Below are 6,916 nucleotides of genomic sequence, written 5' to 3' on the forward strand. Positions count from 1 at the left end.
GGGCGGGTACGGGCTGCTGCGCCTGCTGGAGACGACTTCTCCCGTCTACTGGTCCCTCTCCGTCGCGGCGGGGCCGGCGCCGCACCGCGTCGGCGCCCCATCCCAGGAGCGGACCCACGGTGAGGGCCGCCGTCAACCAGAAGCCCGTCGAGACTCCCGACACGGCGTAGCCGCGCAGCAGGGAGGCGAGGTCGTAGCCGAGCACCATGGCGGCCAGCGCCAGAGCGCCGCTGGCCACGCACACCCATCGCCGCGGGCCGAGCAGCGCCAGCAGGAACGCGGCCAGGCTCCAGGACCCGCCCGAGTTGGCCAGCGAGCTGAGGGCACCGGGCAGCCACCCCTGCCCGAACGAGGTCAGGACCCCGACCACGGCCCCGCCGGACGCGGCGGCCGCCAGGGGGAGCGCGGACGGGGCCAGGTGCGTATGCGTCGTCATGGTCGGACTAACGCCGCGGCCGGCCCTCGTCGTTCACCAGCGGCCGACGTCGCCGCCCGTTCCGCCCATTCCAGCCGTCCCGGCGCCCCCGGCGGGCGCCGCGGCGCGGGACCTGCGAGCAGGTGACCAGCCGCGGGGCCGACGACAAGCCTGCCCCGGACCGTCCTGGTCTTCCCGCCCCTCTCGGTGCGCCGACATCGGAGACCCGGCCATCGACGGGAAGGCCGCGGCGATACAGTCGAGGACGCGTTGGAGCCCGTGCCGGAACTGGTCTTCGCGGCTCGGGTGCGGCTGGCGCGCCTCCATCACGATCTTGGTGAAGATCGGGTACTCCCCCGCTCTTCACCAGCCGGTCGATGTGGGCCTCGCGGTGAAGAACGACCAGGTCGCCGACGCGATGGTGCCGCTGGGCCTGCCGTTCACGATGCTGTCGAACGTGTTCGTCCCCACCGACGCCATGCCGGGATGGCTGCGCCTCCTGGCCGAGTGGAACCCGGTGAGCGCGCTCACCGCCGCCGCACGGGAACTGTTCGGCAACCCGGGCGCCCCGTCCGGAGACGCGGCCTGGCCACTCGAACATCCGGTGACCGCCGTCCTGCCCTGGTCGGCCGCCCCGCTGATCATCTTCGTCCCGCTGTCGCTCCGCGCCTACACGCGCAAAGGACGCTGAACGCTCCGGGCATCTGACGCGCCATGTGACGGACACCTCGCCGGCCGCTTCTTGACCCTCCGGTCACGGGAGCTTCTAACGTCGTGCGCGCCGACGCGCACCATGTCGCGGACGGACCCGTCTGGACGACCGTGCTGGCATTCGGGCCACCCATCGACCACGCCGGGGCGTGCCCGCCACGTCGCGGCCGGCCGGGCGCCTTCCCGGCGGGCCCACCGCCGCGCCCAGCGGTGCAGCAGCTCCGGCGGCCGCTCCCGCACCGAACCACGAGAAGAAACGGACGTAGAAGTGACACACTGCCCCGAATGCCACGCACCCTCGGTACCGCGCTCCTGTGAGGACCTCTTCCAGAAACTGCTCGCGCTGGACCACTCCCGGCAGCCGCCGTGGGGTCCGCTGCACGGGGTCTCGGTCTCCTGCTTCCTGCTCCAGCACCACAGCCGGATTCCCGCCGCCGGCGCCGCGGCGCCCTGGGCCATCCTGCACGCGTACCTCGAAGGCGGGCTCGACAGCGTGAACCGGCGGACCGGTCGGGCCCGCCGGAGCAATTCCCACCGCGGCCACGACAACGCGCCCGTGACCACCCTTGGAACCGCGGTACCGGCCACGAACCGGCCGCCGACGCGGTTCCGTTACACGATCACGGACGTCGCCCAGGACGGCGGCTTCCCCGCCAGCGGGTTCCCCGAGCGCGTCCAAGCCTGGGCGGCCGCGACGGTCGACGCCTGGACCTCCCGCCCCTCGTGAGGTGAGAGCATCGCGCGAGCTCACGCGTCCGCGTGCCGCGCGGAGTACCCGCCCAGCCGGCGCTGCGCGACAACGTCGCCGCTCGCCTGGCCCGGCCCGCTGCGGGCGGCCGCCCCCCCTGCCCGCCTCCAGCGGGCCGGGCCACGCGCGGCGCCGGGGCGAGGCCGCCGGCTGCCGCGCACATCCGCTCGATATCGGAGCGCGAAAGCCCACCGCATCGCTGCCCCCACCGGTAGCGCGGCGTGCCCGCGGCCGCGGTGAACAACGGATGTGGGCTCCCCCTCCCACTCCTACTCGGGGCCACCCGGTCGCCCGCACCGCGCCCCGTACGGCAGGATCACAGCCATGCCCTTCACCCACGTCGAACTCGACTACCTCAAGACGCAGCGCATGGCCCGCCTCGCCACCATCGGCCCCGCCGGCGCTCCCCAGCTCCGCCCCGTCGTCTTCGAACTCAACCTCGACCTCGGCACCATCGACATCGGCGGATGGGACATGGGCGCCACCCAGAAGTACCGCAACGTGCGGCGCGAGCCGCGCGTCTCCATCGTCATCGACGACGTCGTCTGCTACGACCCCTTCGTCGACCGCGGCATCGAGGTGCGCGGCCGCGCCGAGCCGATCGGCGACCACGGCCCCATGCACCCCGGCTACAGCGACGAGATCATCCGGGTCCACCCCCGCCGCATCGTCTCCTGGGGCCTGGACCCCGCGACCCCCGGCATCACCGCGCGCGACGTGGCCTGACACCCACCACCCGAGGAGGTAGCGCCCCTCACCGCCCGCGGCAGCCGCGCCCCGCCGCCCTCGCCCGACGGCCGCTGCCCGCCGCTCAGCGGCGGTGCCGGTCGCGCACCGCGCGGGCCCGGGCTGCCGGGCCGATCGAACTCGGCGAGCCCGGCCAGGCTCCACCGCAGGGGGCGAGGGCGCGGCGGGGCCGCCCGGCGCGCGTGTCCCCCGAAGTCAGCCTGCGGCCTGCATCCAGGAATCCGCGTTTCCGCACGTAGCGCTCCGGGGCACTCGGGAGTGGAACGGGGCGCGACGGCGCAGCGGCCCCCAACGCCTCCGCCCCGCCCGGCCCCTCCAAGTGCCCTGACGGCTCACTCGTGCGGCGAACGAGGAGGAATCAGGGGCCGAGGAGGTCACCAGCAGCGCGGTGACGCGCGGAGGAGGCGAGAACGCGGTCGACGAGGTCCTGGACGAACGCCGTGCCGGAAGGCTCGACCTGGAACGCGCCCCTGACGAGCACACCGCCGACCAGGAGTGCCAGGGAGCGTTCGAGTCGTCCTCCGGCGGCAGATGGCTGCGCGGTACGGACTCCCGTGTCCGGGTGCCCGCCTCGTAGCGCTGTCGACGCAACGCGTCCACCTCCGGGGCACTCCCACCGCGGTCCAGGAGTCCCCCAGTACACGGTCCAGACGTCCGCCTTCGAGGTCCCGGACGAAATCGACCAACCCCTCGACCAGGCCGGTGCGCAGGCCCCCGTGGGTGCGGGATGGTCGGTTTCCTCGCAGATCCGCCCCACTGACGCCCGCATCAGATCCCGACGCGTGGACCAGTGCGCGCCGACGGCGGCCTCGGCATCCCCCTGCCGAGCCTCCCCCGCGTCACACCGCAGTTGGCGGTCCCGGCCGCTCTTGGATGCGCGGCACTCCAGCTCCGCGCCATCGCCTTCCACCTCTTCCGACCCGAGACCGACGTGGCGTCCAACGCGGCGCTCCTCCTGCTGGCCGCCGTCGTCGCCAGGGGCCGCCCGACCGCGGTTCCCGTGCCGGGCCGTACCTGAGCTCGGAGCGCCCGATCCGGGCCGCGGCTCCGAGGCCGGCCACCCACAGCTCGTCGGCGAAGCGGCCGTCGCGAGCGATCTCGCCGTCGGCGAGCTACCCACGCTGCATGGCCACGAACGTGGGGGCCGCGAACAGCACACACCAGCGCCGACACCGAGCCCACTCCGCCAACCGGGCGCGGCCGCCATGCCCCAACCGCCTAGCGCGGCGCCGGGACCGGCGCCCCCACCTCCAGCGTCGCCCGCACCAGCGCCAGCATGGCCGGCCACGAATCCCGCCGCGCCACCCGGTTCGGCTCCCGCTCCTGCCGCGACGCGTCCATGAACCCGTGCTCCGCACCCGGATGCACCGACAGCAGCGTCGACGCGGCACCCCGCCGCAGCAGCGACGCCGACAACGCCTCGATCACCTCCCGCGGCACCAGGTGGTCCGCCCCCGGATAGACCACACCGACCGGCGCGGCGATCCGCTCGGCCAGCGCAACCGCGTCCTCGGTCTGGTTGGGCGCCGGCTCGGCGAACACGCTCGGATGGTAGGCCACGCAGTTGGCCACCCGGTGGTCGTGCGCCGCCAGCAGCAGCGCGAACCGCCCGCCCATGCACCAGCCCATCACGCCCACCCGGCTCAACCCCATCCGGCCGAACATGTGGTCCAGCAACCGCCGCTGCTCCGCCCGCACCTCGGCGTCGACCAACCCGCCCATGCGCTCCATCAGCTCCCGCAGCGGCAGATCCTCGTCGCTGTGGCCGTGCCACGGATCCCACACCACCGACGTCACCCCCACCGCCGCCACCTCGTCGGCGTAGGCCCGCATCTGGCGGCCGATCCCCGTGACCATCGGCAGCAGCAGCATCCCCGCCCCCGGCGGCGCCCCCACCGGGCGTGCCACGTGGGCGGTGAGATCACCCACGGTGATCCGGTCACGCTCGATGCTGGCCATCGGGTGAGTCCTTCCTGTCCGAGGCGGCGATGGGCGTCAGGCGGATTCTGGCAGACAATCCGAGTAACGCCGCGGCAACGCTCCGCAGTTGTCCGGAAAACGCCCAAGAGATGGGTGGGCTCGCGATTACCCGGCCGGGAGCGGCTGAATGACCTTCGACCCCTGTCCGCGCATCCCACGAACCGGAGGGAATCCCGTGCGTATCAGCCGCAGTTCCGCCTGGCTGGCCAGCATGTCCGCCGCCGCCATGGCACTGACCTGTCTCACCGCGGCACCGGCCAGCGCCGCAGCCGCCCCCGCGCACACCGTCAGCCGCTACGTGCCGCTCACCGGCGCCGCCTCCGACGCCACCGCCGCCCGCGACGCCGGATGCGCCGAGGGCCGCACCGGACGCAGCGGCGTCCGCGTCCTGTTCTTCGGCACCCAGGAGTCCGGCGGCCGGCTCCGCCACCCCGGCACCACCGCCGGCAGCACCACCCCCCGCGTCCCCGTCGACAACGCCCGCGCCTACGCCGCGCAGTGGGCCGCCGGCTTCGCCGCGTGCCGCACCGGCGGCGCCACCGCCCAACTCGCCATGGGGGTCAACAACAAGTCCGACGGCGGCGTCGCCGGCGCCACGGCCGGCGCGGAATGGGCGCGCATCGTCACCCAGACCGCGCGCCAGGTCAGCTCCGGCCCGGTCACCATCGTCGGCGCGGTCGACGCCGAACCCAGCTGGTCCCCGCGCGCCTGGGCCCGCGACTGGGTGGACGCCTTCACCGGAGCCACCTCCCGGACCCTCTACGCCGCCAACTCCGCCGACAGCTGCCCCACCTACGGTTCGTCCGCGACCGCCTGCGCCAACGGCTGGTCCCTGGGCGACCTGCACTACGTCGCCACCGGCGCCGCGCGGTCGATCCACGCGATCCCGCAGATCTACCGCACCGACGGCATCCAGGCCCGCCAGTGGTCCGCGATCAGCTCATGGGGCGTCCGCAACGGCGCCGGCCCGGTGCGGTTCGCCGGCGCCATGTCGCAGCGCATGGCCTGTGACCAGCGCGGCGGCTGCACCAACACCAACAACACGCCCACCGCCGCCTGGACCCAGCTCTACGAGGAACTCAACGCCCACTCCGACACCGCGGTCCGTGAACTGCCCTACGTAACCGACATGCGCTGGCCGTGACCTCCCCCGGTGGCCTCCGCCCGCGGACCGCGCGGCCGGGGGCCACCGGCCCGCGCGCGGCCGGCCGCCGCCCCCGCGGCCCGGCGACATCACCCTCGACGAAGTCGCGATCGAGTCGTACTACCCGGAGAACACGGAGAGCGCCGCCTACTTCACGACGCCCGGCGGCTGAGCCCGAATGCGGGCGCCCCTGATACCCGCACCCCGCCTGCATGACCGGGCGGCCCTCCAGGACGCACAGGCAGGGCACGCCAGAGGGGGCAGGACCCCGGTCACCGTAAGTACGCCTGGTCGGGGCGGACGATCGAGTACCACCGGCGCCAAGTCCGCGACGTCTACGGCACGCGCCCGGCCGGTGCGGCGGAGGAAGAGGCCCTGACCCGCTGGCTGGCGGGCGAGGTGTCCCCGGCGGAGGTCAACTGCGGCGCTGCGCTGGCCGAGGCGCTGCCGTCCGCCCGCCGGCCCCGACGACGAGCTCGGCGTCGCCGAGCTCCTGACGGCGCTGCGCAGGGCCACCGGACACGGCAGGGCGCTCCGCTGCCAGCCCCCCGAGCAGTGCCGCCGCACACGGGTCGGGCGCCGAGGCGCAGTACGCCCCGGCGCCCGGCCCGGCATTGCGTTTCAGGCGGTGGGGCCGCGCCGCACCGCGCCCGTCTCGCGCCGGTCCGGGGCCGCGGCTCTCGGTGCGGGCCCCCGCGCCGCACCGAGCGCCGCCGTGATCCCCGGGGTCTCCCCCACCGCTCCGCCGCGGCCCTCGGCCAGTGCGGCGTGCTGTGCCGAGGCGAAGTCGCGCTGCTGCTCGAAGGCCACCCGCAGCGCCTCGGGCGCTCGCGGGTTGGCGTCCAGCTGCTCCACGAGACGGCCCTTCGCCTTCACCGTCTGCGCCAAAGCGGCCAATTCGCCGCGGCCCTCGGCGAGCGCGGCGTGCTGTGCCGAGGCGAAGTCGCGCTGCTGCTCGGCGGCCACCCGCAGCGCCTCGGGCGCTCGCGGGTTGGCGTCCAGCTGCTCCACGAGACGGCCCTTCATCTCCACCGTCTCCGCCAAAGTGGCCATCCGTTGAGAACTTTCCGGGAGGTCATTATCCATTTTGGCATCATACTCAGGGATGTCGAACACGCGACCCCCAACCCCTCACCCCGTAACCGTCCCTGCCGCGCCGCCGACCCGCGGC

Annotated in this window: 9 protein-coding genes; 6 read left to right on the forward strand and 3 right to left on the reverse strand. The window is 74.3% G+C overall.

Features of this window, described 5'->3' with window-relative positions:
• On the reverse strand, positions 1-436 hold a 436-nt coding region (locus tag DEF28_RS24690; RefSeq protein WP_233515519.1), incomplete at its 3' end, for a DUF6518 family protein.
• 316 nt (positions 437-752) lie between these two features.
• On the opposite strand from DEF28_RS24690, the gene DEF28_RS24700 reads away from it, so the two are divergent.
• From DEF28_RS24700 to DEF28_RS24720, 5 genes are all read left to right on the forward strand, one after another.
• On the forward strand, positions 753-1,106 hold the full coding sequence (locus DEF28_RS24700) for an ABC transporter permease (RefSeq protein WP_233515520.1): 354 nt from the start codon (positions 753-755) through the stop codon (positions 1,104-1,106).
• A gap of 288 nt (positions 1,107-1,394) precedes the next feature.
• Positions 1,395-1,853, forward strand: coding sequence for a DUF5946 family protein (locus DEF28_RS24705; protein ID WP_114400868.1), 459 nt, complete (start codon positions 1,395-1,397; stop codon positions 1,851-1,853).
• A gap of 345 nt (positions 1,854-2,198) precedes the next feature.
• Complete coding sequence (locus tag DEF28_RS24710; RefSeq protein WP_114433529.1) at positions 2,199-2,600, forward strand: PPOX class F420-dependent oxidoreductase; 402 nt, start codon at positions 2,199-2,201, stop codon at positions 2,598-2,600.
• Between the two features lie 409 nt (positions 2,601-3,009).
• Positions 3,010-3,198: a hypothetical protein gene (locus tag DEF28_RS24715; protein ID WP_114400769.1), complete on the forward strand. Its 189-nt coding sequence runs from the start codon at positions 3,010-3,012 to the stop codon at positions 3,196-3,198.
• A gap of 213 nt (positions 3,199-3,411) precedes the next feature.
• Positions 3,412-3,639, forward strand: coding sequence for a DoxX family protein (locus tag DEF28_RS24720; RefSeq protein ID WP_220270062.1), 228 nt, complete (start codon positions 3,412-3,414; stop codon positions 3,637-3,639).
• A gap of 200 nt (positions 3,640-3,839) precedes the next feature.
• On the opposite strand, the gene DEF28_RS24725 is transcribed toward DEF28_RS24720, so the two are convergent.
• The gene (locus DEF28_RS24725) at positions 3,840-4,580 is read right to left on the reverse strand and encodes a dienelactone hydrolase family protein (RefSeq protein WP_114400771.1); all 741 of its coding nucleotides are present in this window, start codon (positions 4,578-4,580) and stop codon (positions 3,840-3,842) included.
• A 196-nt stretch (positions 4,581-4,776) separates the two neighbouring features.
• On the opposite strand from DEF28_RS24725, the gene DEF28_RS24730 reads away from it, so the two are divergent.
• Positions 4,777-5,745 (forward strand): hypothetical protein, encoded by a 969-nt coding sequence (locus DEF28_RS24730; RefSeq protein ID WP_309485859.1) that lies wholly within the window; start codon positions 4,777-4,779, stop codon positions 5,743-5,745.
• 621 nt (positions 5,746-6,366) lie between these two features.
• Here the strand turns inward: DEF28_RS24730 and DEF28_RS24740 are convergent.
• Positions 6,367-6,798, reverse strand: a complete 432-nt coding sequence (locus DEF28_RS24740; RefSeq protein ID WP_147280281.1) for a hypothetical protein — start codon at positions 6,796-6,798, stop codon at positions 6,367-6,369.
• Between the last annotated feature and the right edge of the window lie 118 nt (positions 6,799-6,916).

This window comes from Marinitenerispora sediminis, from assembly GCF_003336425.1.
Classification (GTDB): domain Bacteria; phylum Actinomycetota; class Actinomycetes; order Streptosporangiales; family Streptosporangiaceae; genus Marinitenerispora; species Marinitenerispora sediminis.